Raw genomic sequence first — 15,110 nt, 5'->3', positions numbered from 1 at the left:
AAGTAATTTTTATATTTAAAATGAAAATAGGGTACTAACTTTCGTTAGTACCCTATCAAATTACTTACTAAAACTTCTAAAAAATTACATTTCGTAAGCAGTTTCGCCGTGTGAACTAATATCTAAACCTTCACGTTCTTCTTCTTCAGTTACGCGAAGACCAACGAGCATATCAACAATCTTGTAGCTAAGGAATGCAACAACCCCTGATACAACAATCGTGGTACCTACCGCAGTAGCCTGAATAATTACTTGATCAATAATCGAATAATCAGGAGCAACTGCATTAGCGACGTAGTCATAAATACCAGTACCGCCGAGTGAAGGTGAACAAAATACGCCAGTTAACAATGCACCTGTAACACCACCAACACCGTGCACACCAAATACATCTAAACTATCGTCAGCACCAATCAACTTCTTGAGACCAGTTACACCCCACAAGCAGATTACACCAGCAATTAATCCAATGATGAGAGCACCCATAACACCAACATAACCAGCAGCTGGAGTAATCGCAACTAGACCTGCAACCGCACCGGAAGCACCACCTAACATAGATGGCTTACCCTTTAATGCCCACTCAGCAAGAATCCAAGACATTACTGCTGCAGCTGTTGCCATCAAAGTGTTTGCAAAAGCTAAGGCTGCACTACCGTTTGCCTCTAATGCTGATCCAGCATTAAATCCAAACCAACCTACCCACAATAATGAAGCACCAACCATGGTCAAAGTAAGGCTGTGCGGCTTAAATGCTTCTTTGCCGTAACCAATTCTCTTACCAACTACAAAGGCTCCTACCAATCCAGCAACCGCTGCGTTGATGTGAACCACAGTACCACCAGCAAAGTCTAAAGCGCCTTTTTGGAACAACCAACCAGCCACAGCAGTTGCTTTTTCAGCAGCAGCAGCGTCAGTATAGGCATCAGGACCAGACCAGAACCATACCATGTGAGCGATAGGTAAATAGCTGAATGTAAACCAGAGAACTGCAAAGAGTAACACTGCAGAAAACTTAATACGCTCTACAAACGCACCGATGATCAAACATACTGTAATGGCAGCAAACGCAGCTTGGAACACCATATATGCTAATTCTGGAACAACTACACCTTTGGAGAAAGTCGCTGCAACTGAGTCAGGAGTCATACCTGATAAGAAGAGACGATCAAATCCACCAAAAAATGCATTTCCTTCTGTAAATGCTAAGCTGTATCCATATATAGCCCAAAGAACCATGATTAATGAAAATACAACTAAACACTGCATTAATACAGATAGCATATTTTTCTTACGTACTAAACCACCGTAAAAAAGTCCAAGTGCAGGAACGGTCATCATAATTACTAGTGCAGTACATACTAATAACCATGCAGTATCACCTTTATTAGGAACAGGTGCAGGAGCAGCTGGCTCAGCCGCTGCAGGTGCAGCAGCTGCTGCAGCGGCAGGGGCTGCGGCAACAGCAGCTTTTTCTTCTGCAAACACGTTAGTAGTAGGAAATAATGAAGCAGCTCCCAAACTTACTAATACCGCGCTTACAGCTACGATTTTTTTAATCCAATTTGTCATAATAAACTCCTGTTATAGTGCTGCCGCACCGGTTTCACCGGTACGAATACGCACAACTTGCTCAATAGGTGTAACGAAAATCTTACCGTCGCCAATTTTTCCTGTACGAGCAGCAGTTTCAATTACTTCGATCGCACGATCAACTAAATCATCGCTAACTACTGCATCAACTCTTACCTTAGGCAAGAAATCAACTACGTATTCAGCACCACGATATAGTTCTGTGTGACCCTTTTGACGTCCAAAGCCCTTTACTTCAGTAACGGTAATTCCAGAAACACCAACACCTGCTAGTGCTTCACGGACTTCGTCCAGTTTGAAGGGTTTAATAATTGCTATGATTAGTTTCATATAGCTCTCCTCATCCGTGGATGATTAAATTAAAATGCTTTTGTGAAAGAAATGAAGCCAGTACCACGACCAAGGTTTTGACCAGTTGGTGACTGATAAAAAGCTACAGATCCATTTGCATTGGTTCCAATATAGGCTACTGCAACGTTCATACCATTACCTAAGTCTTTTGTTAAGCCCAATTTCCAATCTGTGTAAGAAGAGTTTGCGTTTGCAGTACCTGTTACATTTTGGTAACCAACGTGACCATTTAAAATGATACCTTCAACACCTGTATCGTAATTCAAAGCTAAATCCACATAGCTAGAGCCTTTACTACCTATTTGTCCGAATAAATCTGTAAGAGAGTAAGAGTACTTTAATGTTGCAAAGCTATAAGTAGCAGCTACATACAATTCTGTTGTATTAGGATTAGAAGCAGTAGTAGGTATTTTTAAGTTAGATGTTGGATAGTAGTATTGAAGTACACCACCGTCTAAAGTTAAACCCTCAGAAACTTCTTTTTTAAATCCAGCATAAAGATCCATCTCGATAGGTGCTGATGCGCCCGCATATGTATCACCAATCCAGCTAATAGTTGAATTCCAGTTACCAACATAAAAACCACTTTCGTGAGCATAATCAAAACCACCTTGAACTGCTGGCAATGAATTTGTTTGAGCAATACCGCGGTAACGATACTCGCTTGCTAAGGTTACGTTTGCTGTTATAGGACCTGGCTCAGCTGCGGCAGCGGCAGGAGCATCTTCAGCCATTGCTGAAGACATTGTCATTAAACATGCTGCGGTGATTGCGCTTAAAGCTAAAAGTTTGTTTTTCATAAAATAATTCCAGTTCAGTTAAGTTAAAAAAATTACAAATAAAGAGTTACTACTTTTCTTGACTCTATTCTTACAAAACTATGACTCCTGCCACTAACCCTATTCACCAATATATTGCAAGACAATAAATTAAGCACCAAAATGGTGAATTTATGCTTCACACAAAAGTCGCGTAATCAGTTTATGATTAGAAATTCTCAATTCCTTGGAAAGTTCTTATGAGCAATACAGATTTCTTTAAAAAATTCCAATCAATGGCTGAAGATGTCCAAAAAAAGGTTTCAAACGCCGTTGCTCAGTCACCTGCAAAAGATATTGAAAAAAATGTTAAAGGCTTAATGCAGCAGGGTTTTCAGAAGATGGATTTGGTGACTCGTGAAGAATTTGATATCCAAGTTCAAGTGCTAGCAAAGACACGTGCAAAACTGGAAGAGTTAGAAGCGAAGATTGCTGCTTTAGAAGCCAAGTTACTCTCTAACTAAAACTTTTTTTGCCTCTTTTTAATACTCTTTGTTCGATCGATGAGTAGGATTTCAATAAGGCCTAAAGCCACCGAGGAATGTTGAAAATTGCTCGGTGACTTCATTTGATTCTTTATCCGTCGGTTTTTGTTTAAAAGATTTAATGGCAGTTAACTGATATAGACGCGTCATTTGATTACTATCAGACCGCTTCACCCAATACACCCAGTAAATGCGATGTAATCCATCGAGACTCACTCCATTCAACTGATATCCTTCACCGCCAACTTTGGAATTACCCTCGCCAGCTAATGTAAAGTTTGTTTTCAAAAGCTCTGGCGAAGTCGGATTGGCAATACTCTTTTGGGCGTTGTTCTGCATCGCAGCCAGTAACTCATCACTAGAAATATTTTTTTCATCTAATTTAAGGGTGCTAATAGCAAATACTGCATCACCCGCATTGGATGCTTCCAACGAAATATCGATGGGACGATCTTTAAAAGGGAACTGCTTTTGTTCAAAGGTTGTTTTGGCTGGAAATAATGCCGAAAAACCCTGCTCATCAGATCGTATTTCTCGCCAGTTAAAAGTAGCTGTGCAAGCAAATAAAAAGCTAATGATTAATAAAGCGGACAGTTTTTTCATAGAACTTGGTATTAGATAATGCCAGCCTCATGAGCTTGTTGATCAGCGTGATAACTTGATCTGACCATCGCCCCAACTGCAGCATGACTAAAGCCCATTTTGATCGCCTCTTGCTCAAACATCTTGAAAGTATCAGGATGTACATATCTTCTAACAGGCAAGTGATGACTTGATGGAGAGAGATATTGTCCTATAGTTAACATATCAATTTGATGCTCTCTCATATCGCGCATCACTTCTAAAATTTCCTCATCAGTCTCACCAAGTCCAACCATCAATCCACTCTTAGTTGGGATGTTGGGATACATCTCTTTAAAGTCTTTTAATAACTTTAGGGAGTGTAAATAATCTGCCCCAGGTCTAGCTTCTTTATAAAGACGTGGAACCGTCTCTAAATTATGGTTCATGACATCAGGTAAACCCATACCATTATTTGAGCCAAAAATTTCTAAAGCTTTTTCTAAACGCCCCCTGAAGTCAGGGACTAAAACTTCTACTTTGGTACTTGGGGATAGTTCTTTTGTATTTTGTATGCATGATACAAAGTGCATTGCACCACCATCGCGTAAATCGTCTCGATCAACGCTGGTTATCACGACATAACTGAGTTTTAACGCTGCAATGGTTTTCGCCAAGTTCATGGGCTCATTTTCATCGAGTGGATCCGGTCTGCCATGGCCAACATCGCAAAATGGGCATCTTCTAGTACATTTTTCGCCCATAATCATAAAAGTAGCAGTACCTTTACCAAAGCATTCACCAATGTTGGGGCAACTCGCTTCTTCACAAACTGTTACTAATTGATTTTCTCTCAGGATTTTTTTAATCTCAGAAAATCTAGAGTTTCCAGAGCTTGCACGAACTCGAATCCAATCAGGTTTTTTTAATACCTGATCAATTGGAATGATCTTAATTGGAATACGGGATGTCTTCTCAGCAGATTTTTGCTTTTTGGAGGGATCGTAGGCAAGTTCAGTATTTATTTTTTCACTCATAACAGTATTCTATTCTTTACGCCTTAAGCGTGTTGTTGCAATTGTCTTTTAAGTTGATGAATCAATTTATCAGACACTTCCAAAACAGTGCAATTCTTATTTAATGTCGCTAAATCAACGGTTTGTAAACCCTTAGAACCACAAGGATTAATCATTTCAAAGGGCTTTAAATCCATCTTCACATTGAGGGAAAGGCCATGATATGAACATTGTTTTGTAATTTTCAAGCCTAAAGCCGCAATTTTGGCTCCCGATAAATGTTCATTCCCACTATTTTTATCATTTAAATAAATACCTGGTGCCCCTGATTTTCTCTCTGCACATACTTCTAATTGCGTTAAAGTATCGATGATGGCCTGCTCAATTTTGTTAACGAATTCACGAACGTAAAGGTTTTTTCGCTTTAAATTTAATAATAAATAAACTACTAATTGACCAGGTCCGTGATAAGTAATTTGGCCGCCGCGGTCAACTGGCACCAAAGGGATGCCAGAATTCTGAACTAGTAAGTGCTTATTTTCGCCCGCTAAACCTAAAGTAAAAACGGGTGGATGCTCCAATATCCAGATTTGATCTTTGGTAGATTCTGTACGCTGCTGCGTAAATATCTTCATCTTCTCATAGGTAGTTAAATAATCTTGTAAACCAAGATGTATCACTTCTATGACATCACTTGCCATAGCTTATAAAACTACACTAACCAATGGATGTGTCGATAAAGTTCGATAAATTTCATCTAATTGCTCTCGACTAGTTGCGTTAATGTTCACTGTCAATCCTAAATAATTATTCGCTTTAGAAATACGCTCTTCTATTTCAGAATAATTAAATTGTGGATCAAACTGCTTACAAACCATCGCAACAGCCTGTTTAAAATCGGGATGATTTTTCCCCATTACCTTAATAGGAAAGTTACAAGGGTACTTTATTAAAGACTCATTATGTATTGTCATATCCATTTTCTACTCCATACCAGGCTGAAATAATTGCCTGTCTAATGCAATGTAATTTGCGATGAAAAAAATGATCTGCTCCGGGAACGACCTGAACTAGTAATTCTTGCGGCCTGGCCCATTCAAACACATCATTTAATAAAATTGTTTCATCTAATTCACCATGAATTATGATGGAATTAGCTGGCACATTGGGTACATCCCATTTGCCACAAGCAGTCCCTACTAAAATTAACCGCTGTGGTAAATCCTCCTGTAGCTTTGCTACCAGTCGGCTACTGACATAGGTACCAAAAGAAAAACCGGCTAGTACATAAGGTAATTTAGAGATTTGACTTACCCAAGGGTAAGACTGAATTTCTGGAATCGCCCCCCAAAATACTGAGCTTCTTGCTTGTGCAAGGATCTCTTCAAGATCCTGTGTTTCACCGATGCCGTGATCATGAACTCCTGTCGACTGCCCAACACCCCGAAAATTAAACCGAATCGTTATGAAACCCAACTGATTAAGTGTTTTTGCAAGTGTTACGGCCACCTTATTATCCATTGTTCCACCCATTAGGGGATGTGGATGCGCCACAATGGCAATGCCTTTTATTGGGAAATCAGGGTCCGTCATTAAGCGTTCAGGAAGTTCTATCTTAGACTGGGCAAAGCCAATCGTAATTGGAATCTGAAGGTCCAAGGAACGCAAAGTCATGCCAAGGTATCCCTAAGGATCAATCTTGTCACTGGTTTACCATCAATAAAATGGCTTTGAATAATTTCATCGATATCTTCTTTATCTACAAATTGATACCAAATGCCTTCTGGATAAACCACCATTACCGGACCTAGGTCACATCGATCAAGGCAACCTGCGCGATTAACTCGAACCTTGCCAACTCCATTGAGGTTTAAACGCTTACATTCGCTTTTAGCGTAATCAAACATATCGGTTGCACAATGATTTTCACAAGAATTTTCACCGTTCTTACGAAGATTCAAACAAAAAAAGGCATGGAATTGGAATTGACTCATAGATAAATTATATCCCTTATATCTCTCAAACTTAATACTCAGAAAAGGATGTCTGTGTAATTTTGTATTGTTTGATTAAAACCACGATTCCGATTAGAGGCCAAACCATCGTTAACCATTCAAGCAAGCCATTAAAGTGCTTAAGACGCCCCTGTGGAAGCAGTTGAACTTGTGACAAATAATAAGGATTTTGAGGCAAGATATTGACGACAATTAAAAGCAAAATAAAACCGATGATAGCAATCACCCAATGAGTGCTTCTTGAGTAATTCCTGATGATTATCACGACGATAAAACCCAGCGCAATCCCAAAACCATTAGCGACGCTAATCCAATGTTTCACATCAAAAGAGCCATATTGAAGCTCTGACATTGCAAATTTTAAGAACGCACTAAACGCAATAACACTAAAGATCACTTTCAATTTAGGTGCTTGGCGACGAATTCCCGTCATCATAAATGCGCTTGTACTAACAACTGCAAGTGTTGCGATTAGAATTTCCTGCGTCGCATTGCTAAGAATTCTTGTCCAGTAAGGCGAGATTCTTAAGAAATTGATTTGCCAGTCGCCCATTCCCAACCAGACATTTTGAGGAAAAATTTGGGCTAAAGGAAAAATAGCCAGTAACAAAAAAAATTCTTGGTTTTTTCCAAAAAAAACATTCCTAAAACGACTTGTCCAATGCTTTGATAGCGCAACAGGATTGATTGTAATGGCGAGAAGGGCGCCGATAAAGGTACCTAAACCATTCGCATAAAAATCAGTTAGGCTAGCAACCCTAGTGGATAAAAAGGATTGTGCAGACTCCAAGCTTGCAGACACTAATAATCCAAAGAGCAAACTAAGTAGAAATGCAGGCCATTTGACCCATCTTGGATATAGTGCCAAAACAGCTAAAAAGCCAAATGGTAAATAACCCAAAATATTCACTTCCACATCAAAAAGAGGGATATATTTGGGTAGTGGTGCGGTGATCCATGACAATGGATCTAAAGAGACATATTCAAAATTAAAAGGGGTTAAGCTAGCAAAAATAATCAGCGCAATGGTCACGCATAGAGTGAGTCTCGCCAATGAAAAAGGTGTTGGTGCTTTCTTTTCGTCAGGGAAACTGGTTATATTTTTGAACATTTTAATTTGTAACATTATCATTCATACATGGAATGCCTATTTGAAGAAGTTAATGAAACACTTTCTACTAACCAAGATTTAATGAATCGTTGGCGGAGTAACGACTTACTTCTTCCTGTAAGTCGCCTAGCAAATCATCAAACTGCAGGACGAGGTCGTCGTGGAAATGCTTGGATTTCAGAAAAGAATAACTCATTAACCTTCTCACTAGCTTATTTTTTTGACGCAAAAACAAATTTACGGACATTACAACCATTAAGTTTAGTAGTTGGTTTAGCCATTTTAAAAAGTATTGCCCTTTATTGGAAGACTGATTTAGGGAACCTAAAATCTTTAGGTCTTGGTCTAAAGTGGCCAAATGACCTTTACCTTGGGAACGCTAAGCTAGGTGGAGTACTAATCGAAAGTGGACAAAAAACAGGGGACGAACCCATTTGGACCATCATTGGGATTGGTCTTAATTTAAATCATTTAAACACTCCAGTTGAAAGTGCCTATTTAGTGAGTTCTTTAGATCAGGTCAATCTCCCTAATAAAAAAGCCCTAGATAAACTTTCTTTATGGAAAGTTATTACCAATCAACTCATCCAGGATTTAGAAGACTTTACCAACAGGGGTTTTACTTTTGAAGCTTTAAATTGGAATGAATTCCACATTTATCATGAACAGGATGTAATCGTTACGGAAAATCAAAAAATAGTTCAACGTGGGAAAATAATTGGGGTTGATGCTCAGGGCGCTTTACTATTGGAGACACCAATCGGAATTCAAACCGTTCATAATGGCAATATCTCAATACGAAACGCTCTTGATTAAGTTATGGAATTAGATTTACTTCTTGATATTGGTAATACCCGTAGTAAATGGATTACTACGCTAGCCAATACATTAGATTCATTCACCATTGTTCAAGAGGGAATAATCAACAATGCTGAATTGGTTGAGCAAATTCCAGTTCAGTTCAGCCCTTCTTTCGTGTTGAATCAACAGCAGATAATCAAAAATATTTACTGTACTTGCGTAGGTCCATCAGAACTTTTAAAAACTTGGAAAAATCATTTTCCGAATACCAATTTCAATCTTTTAAGAGGGGATACTATAGTCCCCTCATTACAAAATAACTATCTAAATCCTGCAGAACTAGGTACCGATCGTTTAGCAGGAATGATTGGGGCTAGTACCTTACACCCTAATAAAAATATCTTAATTGTGGCTTCAGGAACTGCCACCACCATTGATTACCTTCAGAGTGGTTCGATCTTTATGGGTGGATGGATTATTCCAGGCTTTGATCTGATGTTAAAGTCCCTAGGAAAATCCACTGCTAATTTACCACTCTTAGAAGCTAATCAATTATTAAAAGAATCTTCCAACAATCCTTCTGCTAAAGCGCAACGAATTTCTCAATTAGCGCTGGGTAAATCTACCAAAGATGCGATTGAAATGGGTGTGATTCTATCTACACTTGGCGCTATTCAATTAGCAATTAATCAAATAAATCAGATTGAAATGATTCTTCTAACTGGTGGAAATGCGCCGCTCTTAGAATCGTATTTATTGCCCATATTAAATGGCTACAAAGTGAAGAGTGAGCCGAATTTAATCTTGATTGGCATCAACTCATGGCGCCTAAATAAAAAGGAGTCTTGCCTTTGAAATTCGTTAAGTACTCACTCGTTCTCTTTATTTTGATCAATATTTTTTTAGTATTTGCGAATGTTATCAATCCTTCCTGGGCTGTCAGTCAGATAAATCGGTTGGTGGAATCGCCCCACCCTTCTAATCGTCTACTGAATCAGGATGTGATCAAAATTACTCCGGCAATTACTTTAGGGGGAGAAGTAAGCGCAGTGGTTGAGACACAAACACCACAGAAAAACTAAATTCTAATTTTTTCTAATAGTTTTGTAGTTGAACTGAAATGAATAAATGGGATTGCATACGCTAGGCCACCCCAGGTTCGAACGAGGGCCGTTTCAGCTAGAGTTTCAATATCGTAATCACCACCTTTGACATAAATATCGGGTCTAATTTGAGCAATCAACGATACCGGTGTTTTTTCAGAAAAAGGTACAACTAAATCAACACTTTCCAATGAGGCTAAGAGTGACATCCGATCTATTTCAGGATTAATAGGTCTATCCTCACCCTTACCTAACATTCGAACAGAAACATCAGCATTTACTCCAACGACCAAACTCGCACCTAAACTTTTGGCTTGGGCAAGATAGGTTACGTGACCTCGATGGAGGATATCGAATACTCCGTTTGTAAAAACTATAGGCTTTTCAAGGGCTTGAAGTGCCTTGGTAAGTTGATCTTCTGTAAAATTTAGAGCTAAAACTTTACTTTCAAAGATAGGAATGGGGTAACTGTCTGGGTTCATACTATGATTCTAAATTATTTTAAAATATACTTTTAGGAAATTGTTGTAAATATCGCTTAGACTCTATGTTACTTATAAAATTTGGAAAATTGAGTATGCAAAAGATTACAAAAATTTTTATCAAAATTTCGATATGTTGGGCGATATTTTTGCCTGCATTTAGCTTTAGCGCAGAATCCTGCCCTGTTGCTTTAGACTTTAAGTTTCCTCGTTTGCAAGATGAAGTATCTCAAGACTTATGTCAATACAAAGGTAAGGTAGTATTAGTTGTTAACACCGCGAGTTACTGTGGTTTTACATCTCAATATGAAGGTTTAGAGAAAATTTACGCCACCTATGCACCAAAAGGCTTTGTTGTTTTAGGTTTTCCATCCAATGATTTCGGCCAACAAGAGCCTGGCTCCAACAAAGAAATTGCTGATTTTTGTAAAAATACCTATGATGTAAAATTCCCTATGTTTGCAAAAACCTCAGTGAGTGGTTCAAGTGCAAACCCTTTGTTCAAATTACTTTTAGAAAAAACCAAAACTTCACCGAAGTGGAATTTTTATAAATATCTTATCGATCGTGATGGCAATGTTGTTAAGTCCTTTAGCAGTATGGCCAACCCTGACAGTAGAACCGTTACCTCTGAAATCGAAAAACTATTAGCCGGTAAAAAATAATGTCTCAAAAAAAACGAATTGCCATCGTTGGCGGTGGTATATCTGGGTTAAGTTGTGCCTATGCACTTCGTAATGAGGCAAATCTTGAAGTGGTTTTGTTTGAGAAAGAAGGACGTATTGGCGGTCATAGCCATTCAATTTCTTACACTCCGAAGAATAGTGACAAATCTTTCTGGATTGATACGGGCTTTTTAGTATTTAATGAACGTACCTATCCAAGATTGATTCAATTTTTTGATGCTTTAAAAGTTCCAGTTGCTAAATCGGAAATGTCTTTTGCTGTATCCATCCCTAGAAAGAATAAAGCTCCTTTAGAGTGGGCTGGAGATACGATAAACACCTTGTTTGCGCAAAGAAGTAATTTGGTTAGTTGGAAATTTTGGGGGATGGTGTTTGATATTTTCCGTTTTAATGCGCTTTGTAAAAAATTAGCAAAGGCTAGCCTTACAGAGAATATTCCTGAAATCAGCGTTGAGGATTTTCTAAAAAAGTATCGCCTTGGCTTACCCTTTAGGGATTGGTATCTTTTGCCGATGGTCGGTGCTATTTGGTCCTGTACAACGCAGGAAATGTTGAAGTTTCCAATTGTTACTTTAGCCCAGTTCTGTGAGAATCATGGCTTACTCGATATTATTAATCGTCCACAGTGGTTCACCGTTCAAGGTGGTTCTAGAGAGTATGTAAGTCGTGTTTTGGATAAATTGAAAGAAAAAGAAATTCCGGTTTTAATGGACGGGATTCACTACTTAACTAGACATGCTAATAGTGTTGATTTGCATTTAAATAGCGGCCAAATTAGAACCTTTGACGAAGTAGTATTAGCTTGCCATAGTGACGAATCTCTATCGATTATTCAAGATCCAAGTATCGATGAGCAAGAAATACTAGGTTCTATTCCTTACAAAAAAAATATCGCTTATGTGCATTGTGACCAAACCCAATTACCTAGAGAGAAAAAGGTCTGGGCGGCATGGAATTATGCCTCTAATACTCCAGTAGGGCAGGGTCTAGATGATTCAAGTGCTGTGTGTGTTCATTATTTAATTAATAAATTACAGCCAATTCCAGTAGATCTTCATCAACATCAAGTGATTGTCACGTTAAACCCACATACTTTGCCTAAACAAGATACTATTTTTCAGACTATTGAATATTCACATCCGATGTTTGATACCAAGGCCATTGCGGCTCAAAATCTTCTCCCTAATATTCAGGGGAAAAATAAAATTTGGTATTGTGGGGCTTGGACTGGATATGGCTTTCATGAAGATGGTTTTAAATCTGGCGAGTTGGTTGCAAATCAAATTATTCAAAATGCTTCCTTTACATAATGATGGATGCTTCTTTTCATTTTGGCAAAGTTATTCATCATCGTTACCAACCAGATAATCGATTTTCTTATCGAGTTTTTTATCTTCGCATTCCCATGCGCTCACGCCAAAAAGATCCCGCCTTATTATCAAAATTAGGCATTGGGGATAATCGATTTTCAATCTTCTCTTTTTATGACAAAGACCATGGTTTAAATCAACTAACTTCCTTAAATTGGGTAGAAAAAGTTTTAGAAGACCATCAGATTCAAAATGCGACTGGGGAGATTTGGCTACATACTTTCCCACGGTTCTTTGGATATGTTTTTAATCCAGTTAGTTTTTGGTTTTGTCATGATCAAGAAAATCGTCTTGTCGCCATTATTGCGGAAGTAAACAATACTTTTGGTGATCGTCATGCTTATCTTCTGCATGATCAGCATCAAGTATTACCCTGGGGTAAGACATTTCACTCTGCTAAACAATTTTATGTTTCACCCTTTTTCGATGTTAAAGGGCGTTACCAATTTCGATTCATGCGTCAAGAGCAAGAGTCAGTCCATCGTCAAGTTAGTAGAATTGAATATTTTGAAGAAGAAACCTGTGCTCTCATGACAAGTATTAGTGGTCAAGAGCGTCCGATTAATTTTAGAAGTAAATTACATGCCTTCTTTAATTATCCTATGCTCACTTTTGGAGTTATTGTTAAAATTCATTGGCAAGCTTTAAAGTTGTTGATTAAAGGCGCGAAATTTTACAAAAAACCTGTCACAACAAATATTTAAGCAAATTAATCTTATGTCACTATTTTCAAAAAAAATTGTTTTCGGTTGTTTCAAAAAAATTCAAGGTGGACAGTTTATTTTTGTTTTACCCGATGGTTCACAAGAAACCTTTGGTCAACTAGCGAGTGAAGTTGATACTCCAATACAAGTTCAAATCAATGATCTGAGAGCTTTTTCTCTTGCTATCTCGAGTGGTGATATTGGTGTTGCTGAGGGCTATTTCAAAAATTATTGGCATACGGATGAGTTAGAGAAAATGTTACGTCTAGCTCTACAAAATAGGGCTTATTTCAATAAACTCATTTACGGCACTTGGTTTGGTTCTCTAATTTATAAAATTAAGCATTTTCTACATCGAAACACAAAAGCTCAAAGTAAAAAAAATATTCACGCCCATTACGATCTTGGCAATCAATTTTATGGCTTATGGCTTGATCCGAGCATGATGTACTCAAGCGCGCTATTTAATGGCAACTACCAGCAAGCGTTACAAGATGCTCAAAATGCTAAATGTGAAAATATTTTAAGTAATTTAAATGCTAGCAAAGGCGATAAAATTTTAGAGATTGGTTGTGGCTGGGGTAACTTTATCAAACGCGCCAATGAGCGCAATGTTGCTGTGGATGGTATTACGATTTCTACCGAACAGCTAAATTACGTGCAACAGGAACTACAAGTAAAAGGTCCCAATACAAGCCTTGCACAGATCAATAGCGCAGCAGTTTTACAAGACTACCGTGACTGTAATCGCCAGTATGACGGTATTGTTTCCATTGAAATGTTTGAGGCGGTTGGTGAAGCTTTTTGGCCATCGTTTTTTAAAACAATTGATCGCTGTTTAAAGCCTGGAAAAAAAGCTGTTATTCAAACCATTGTTATTGATGATGCGCTTTTTCCTGAATATAGAACAGGGACTGATTTTATTCAGCAATATATTTTCCCGGGTGGAATGCTACCCTCGGTGAGTGTGTTTGAAACCCAAGTCAAAGCCGCTGGATTAAAAGTAAAAGATCGCTTTTATTTTGGACAAGACTACGCCCAAACCCTTCGAATTTGGGCAGATTCATTTAATCAACAAGTTGACGCTATTAAAACTTTGGGATTTAAAGATGAATTCATTCGCTTATGGAACTTTTATTTATTTTATTGCGCCGCTGGTTTTGCTGAAAAAACTTTAGAAGTAGTTCAATTTACTATAGAAAAGCCATTACATGAGTCTTAATCCACCGCTGTCGGATTTTAAAAATAAGAATGTTTGGTTGATCGGTGCTTCCTCCGGAATTGGACATGCATGTGCTAGATGGTTAGCTAAAGAGGGTGCTAACTTAATCATCTCCTCTAGGCGTGAAGAATCGTTAATTGATTTGAATGAATTACTCATCAAGGAATTTTCTATTCAAAGTAAGATAATTCCACTAGATGTTATGTCAGATCAAAGTGTTGAGGCTGCTCAAGCGCGAGTTTTAGATCATTTCCCAACCATTGATCTTTTATTATTTGTTTCAGGGGTATACACCCCAATTCAAGCTGAAACCTTGAATATGCAAGATGCCCAATCCATGATATCGACCAACTTATTAGGTCCAATTCGGGTACTTAACTATCTGATTCCTCAGTTTCTAAAGCAAGGTAATGGGCACATTGCTTTGGTGGGAAGTGTGGCCGGCTACAGTGGCTTGCCCAAGTCTTTGATTTACGGACCAACTAAAGCAGCTCTCCTCAATTTTGCAGAGTCCTTATATGAGGATTTGAGCCCGAAGGGAATTGGCGTTCACATTATTTGTCCAGGTTTTGTACAAACTCCTGCGACCGCAATTAATGATTTCAAAATGCCCTCTCTTATCACCCCTGAAAGAGCCGCAGAAGAAATTGGTAAAGGTTTAAAAAATGGTGAGTTTGAGACCCATTTTCCAAAAGAGTTTTCTTTCTTTCTCAAATTTTTGCGAATACTACCTTACCCAATCTATTTTTGGCTTGTTAAAAAATTTATTGTTCAATAAAGTCGGATTTTGAC

20 protein-coding genes are annotated in these 15,110 nt (G+C 38.2%); 9 read left to right on the top strand and 11 right to left on the bottom strand.

The genetic code is table 11. The features are described from left to right. Window positions 1–84 precede the first annotated feature (84 nt). From amt to AOC35_RS13805, 3 genes are read right to left on the bottom strand one after another with little or no spacing between them, the layout of a single operon-like run. Window positions 85–1,572, bottom strand: a complete 1,488-nt coding sequence (gene amt, locus AOC35_RS13815) for an ammonium transporter (RefSeq protein ID WP_108647970.1) — start codon at window positions 1,570–1,572, stop codon at window positions 85–87. Window positions 1,573–1,584: 12 nt separating this feature from the next. Then, the gene (locus tag AOC35_RS13810; RefSeq protein WP_084283972.1) at window positions 1,585–1,923 is read right to left on the bottom strand and encodes a P-II family nitrogen regulator; all 339 of its coding nucleotides are present in this window, start codon (window positions 1,921–1,923) and stop codon (window positions 1,585–1,587) included. A gap of 29 nt (window positions 1,924–1,952) precedes the next feature. Then, window positions 1,953–2,744, bottom strand: coding sequence for a TorF family putative porin (locus AOC35_RS13805; protein WP_108647967.1), 792 nt, complete (start codon window positions 2,742–2,744; stop codon window positions 1,953–1,955). 254 nt (window positions 2,745–2,998) lie between these two features. Here AOC35_RS13805 and AOC35_RS13800 point away from each other — a divergent pair, with 254 nt between their 5' ends. Beyond that, a complete protein-coding gene (locus AOC35_RS13800; RefSeq protein ID WP_108648857.1) occupies window positions 2,999–3,226 on the top strand; it encodes an accessory factor UbiK family protein in 228 nt (75 codons plus the stop codon). A gap of 51 nt (window positions 3,227–3,277) precedes the next feature. On the opposite strand, the gene AOC35_RS13795 is transcribed toward AOC35_RS13800, so the two are convergent. Genes AOC35_RS13795 through AOC35_RS13765 form a run of 7 tightly spaced genes read right to left on the bottom strand, consistent with a single transcriptional unit; the run spans window position 3,278 to window position 7,965 of the window. After that, window positions 3,278–3,850, bottom strand: coding sequence for a hypothetical protein (locus AOC35_RS13795; RefSeq protein ID WP_108647965.1), 573 nt, complete (start codon window positions 3,848–3,850; stop codon window positions 3,278–3,280). 11 nt (window positions 3,851–3,861) lie between these two features. Then, on the bottom strand, window positions 3,862–4,845 hold the full coding sequence (gene lipA, locus AOC35_RS13790) for a lipoyl synthase (RefSeq protein ID WP_108647963.1): 984 nt from the start codon (window positions 4,843–4,845) through the stop codon (window positions 3,862–3,864). Between the two features lie 23 nt (window positions 4,846–4,868). After that, entirely contained in the window at window positions 4,869–5,525 is a 657-nt protein-coding gene (gene lipB, locus AOC35_RS13785; RefSeq protein ID WP_108647961.1) for a lipoyl(octanoyl) transferase LipB, read from the bottom strand. A 3-nt stretch (window positions 5,526–5,528) separates the two neighbouring features. Further along, the gene (locus tag AOC35_RS13780; protein WP_108648856.1) at window positions 5,529–5,798 is read right to left on the bottom strand and encodes an HP0495 family protein; all 270 of its coding nucleotides are present in this window, start codon (window positions 5,796–5,798) and stop codon (window positions 5,529–5,531) included. Continuing rightward, window positions 5,785–6,498, bottom strand: coding sequence for an alpha/beta hydrolase (locus AOC35_RS13775; protein ID WP_108647958.1), 714 nt, complete (start codon window positions 6,496–6,498; stop codon window positions 5,785–5,787). The genes AOC35_RS13780 and AOC35_RS13775 overlap by 14 nt, the downstream gene beginning before the upstream one ends. After that, a complete protein-coding gene (locus AOC35_RS13770) occupies window positions 6,495–6,818 on the bottom strand; it encodes a (2Fe-2S) ferredoxin domain-containing protein (protein WP_108647956.1) in 324 nt (107 codons plus the stop codon). The genes AOC35_RS13775 and AOC35_RS13770 overlap by 4 nt, the downstream gene beginning before the upstream one ends. Window positions 6,819–6,849: 31 nt before the next feature. After that, window positions 6,850–7,965 carry a VanZ family protein gene (locus AOC35_RS13765; protein ID WP_211307527.1) on the bottom strand — a complete coding sequence of 372 codons (1,116 nt, stop codon included), beginning with the start codon at window positions 7,963–7,965 and terminating at the stop codon, window positions 6,850–6,852. A gap of 12 nt (window positions 7,966–7,977) precedes the next feature. Between AOC35_RS13765 and AOC35_RS13760 the strand changes: the two genes are divergently transcribed. The 3 genes from AOC35_RS13760 to AOC35_RS13750 are packed head-to-tail and all read left to right on the top strand — an operon-like array spanning window position 7,978 to window position 9,833. Then, window positions 7,978–8,766 (top strand): biotin--[acetyl-CoA-carboxylase] ligase, encoded by a 789-nt coding sequence (locus tag AOC35_RS13760; protein WP_108647952.1) that lies wholly within the window; start codon window positions 7,978–7,980, stop codon window positions 8,764–8,766. Window positions 8,767–8,769: 3 nt separating this feature from the next. Then, window positions 8,770–9,606, top strand: a complete 837-nt coding sequence (locus AOC35_RS13755) for a type III pantothenate kinase (RefSeq protein ID WP_108647950.1) — start codon at window positions 8,770–8,772, stop codon at window positions 9,604–9,606. After that, window positions 9,603–9,833, top strand: a complete 231-nt coding sequence (locus tag AOC35_RS13750) for a hypothetical protein (RefSeq protein ID WP_108647947.1) — start codon at window positions 9,603–9,605, stop codon at window positions 9,831–9,833. Before AOC35_RS13755 ends, AOC35_RS13750 begins: the two co-directional genes overlap by 4 nt. On the opposite strand, the gene rfaE2 is transcribed toward AOC35_RS13750, so the two are convergent. Next, window positions 9,830–10,336: a D-glycero-beta-D-manno-heptose 1-phosphate adenylyltransferase gene (gene rfaE2 / locus AOC35_RS13745; RefSeq protein ID WP_108647945.1), complete on the bottom strand. Its 507-nt coding sequence runs from the start codon at window positions 10,334–10,336 to the stop codon at window positions 9,830–9,832. The two genes, AOC35_RS13750 and rfaE2, sit on opposite strands and share 4 nt — an antisense overlap. Window positions 10,337–10,431: 95 nt before the next feature. Between rfaE2 and AOC35_RS13740 the strand changes: the two genes are divergently transcribed. Genes AOC35_RS13740 through AOC35_RS13720 form a run of 5 tightly spaced genes read left to right on the top strand, consistent with a single transcriptional unit; the run spans window position 10,432 to window position 15,096 of the window. Beyond that, the gene (locus tag AOC35_RS13740) at window positions 10,432–11,001 is read left to right on the top strand and encodes a glutathione peroxidase (protein WP_108647943.1); all 570 of its coding nucleotides are present in this window, start codon (window positions 10,432–10,434) and stop codon (window positions 10,999–11,001) included. Beyond that, window positions 11,001–12,332 carry an NAD(P)/FAD-dependent oxidoreductase gene (locus AOC35_RS13735; RefSeq protein WP_108647940.1) on the top strand — a complete coding sequence of 444 codons (1,332 nt, stop codon included), beginning with the start codon at window positions 11,001–11,003 and terminating at the stop codon, window positions 12,330–12,332. Before AOC35_RS13740 ends, AOC35_RS13735 begins: the two co-directional genes overlap by 1 nt. Further along, window positions 12,332–13,096, top strand: a complete 765-nt coding sequence (locus AOC35_RS13730; RefSeq protein ID WP_108647938.1) for a DUF1365 family protein — start codon at window positions 12,332–12,334, stop codon at window positions 13,094–13,096. The genes AOC35_RS13735 and AOC35_RS13730 overlap by 1 nt, the downstream gene beginning before the upstream one ends. Before the next feature lie 13 nt (window positions 13,097–13,109). Further along, window positions 13,110–14,318, top strand: coding sequence for an SAM-dependent methyltransferase (locus AOC35_RS13725; RefSeq protein ID WP_108647935.1), 1,209 nt, complete (start codon window positions 13,110–13,112; stop codon window positions 14,316–14,318). Further along, window positions 14,308–15,096, top strand: a complete 789-nt coding sequence (locus AOC35_RS13720) for an SDR family NAD(P)-dependent oxidoreductase (RefSeq protein ID WP_108647933.1) — start codon at window positions 14,308–14,310, stop codon at window positions 15,094–15,096. The genes AOC35_RS13725 and AOC35_RS13720 overlap by 11 nt, the downstream gene beginning before the upstream one ends. Window positions 15,097–15,110 lie beyond the last annotated feature (14 nt).

The organism is Polynucleobacter rarus, assembly GCF_003072505.1.
GTDB classification, from domain to species: Bacteria; Pseudomonadota; Gammaproteobacteria; order Burkholderiales; family Burkholderiaceae; genus Polynucleobacter; species Polynucleobacter rarus.
The sequence above is the reverse complement of the archived record's forward strand: the minus strand, read 5'-3'. Positions and strand labels throughout refer to the sequence as shown.